Consider the following 1459-nt stretch of genomic DNA (forward strand, 5'->3'; position numbering starts at 1 on the left):
CGTTGGAATATAAATAGAATTGAGCAACGAATTCTATAAATGTTTAAGATAAAATAACAAATTTCAGATTTAAAAAATGGCGGAGTTTGAGCGTTGGAATCTAAATGTTGGAATACTTAAGATTTAAGAAAAATATAAACTAAAAAGAGAAATGTCGGATTTTAAAATTATGGCGGAGTTTAAGCGTAGGAATTTGATTATTGGAATACTTAAGATTTAAGAAAAATATAAACTAAAAAGAGAAATGTCGGATTTTAAAATTATGGCGGAGTTTAAGCGTAGGAATTTGATTATTGGAATAATTATGATTTAAGTAAAATTCAACTAAAATGAGAAATATCGGAATTTGAAAAATAATGCAAAATGAGGTGTTGACACGTAGAAATTTAGCTCCGAAAGATTAATTTGAACTCAAAATCACATTGCCTAACAACTCATAAAATTTATGCTATAATTCGAACTAATAGAAAATTTAAAATATTAAATAAACAATTTGCTACGGCTGAAAATTATCGTATTTTTAAACCGCACAAATCTTATAAAAGCCCGTTGCCAAACATTACCGAAAAAAAAACTATGACAAAGAATCACTATTCTAAGATAATTGAAAAGAAATCCAATTTAGAGTTAGAAAATATGATTTCTGAAAATTCAGTTTACACTAAAGATGCAATTCAAGCAGCAATTTGGGAGATTGAAAAAAGAAAACAGAATATTGAGAATACTCCAAATTCAGAGAGGAAAGAATTTGAATCTGACAGAGAAATAATTTTACAAACTGAGATTATAGAAACAGAAAGTGATGATGAAGAATTTGTTTTAGATGACCCTTCACTTCCTGAGTTATACACAAAGAATACAATCTTCTTTGTTTCAGCAATATTTTCAACATTTTTTGGAGCAGTTTTACTGTCATCTAATTTGAAATATACAAAAAACTCATCAAAGTGGATTGAAGTTACACTTATTGGTTTTGCCTTTTCATTACTTTTATTTTTTCTCGTGATAATTTTCGGACTTAATTTATTTATCATTGTATCTCTGAATATTTTTGGCTCGAAAGTATTAACGGAACACTTATGGAATAGATATATTGGAAAGGATTTTAAACATCGGAGTAAAAAGATAATTTTTATATAATGACAACTGACAGAGTAAAAACGTTTGGCAACACCTCATAAAATTTATGCTTACTTTTAAACTAAATAACGAACCGACAAACATTAAACTAACGATTTGCTACGTCCGAAAAATCTCCGATTTTCCAGTCGCACAAATCTTATAAAAGCCCGTTGTGTAATATGGCAGAATTCACTCTGAATTCTTCAATTTGAGTATTTTAAGTTTAAATAATTGGATTTTCTGACAATTGCGCCGATAAAAATTTTAAAAAAAAATATTCAAAAAAGCTCATTGAAATAAATAGAATTGAGCAACGAATTCTATAAAAATTTAAACT

The 1459-nt window shown here is 27.5% G+C and carries 1 protein-coding gene; it reads left to right on the plus strand.

What is annotated here, in order from left to right; genetic code table 11:
- Positions 1 to 576: 576 nt before the first annotated feature.
- Positions 577 to 1140: a hypothetical protein gene (locus EC396_RS14625; RefSeq protein ID WP_129367419.1), complete on the plus strand. Its 564-nt coding sequence runs from the start codon at positions 577 to 579 to the stop codon at positions 1138 to 1140.
- Positions 1141 to 1459 lie beyond the last annotated feature (319 nt).

Source organism: Lutibacter sp. HS1-25 (assembly GCF_004121075.1).
In the GTDB taxonomy this organism is placed as follows: domain Bacteria; phylum Bacteroidota; class Bacteroidia; order Flavobacteriales; family Flavobacteriaceae; genus Lutibacter.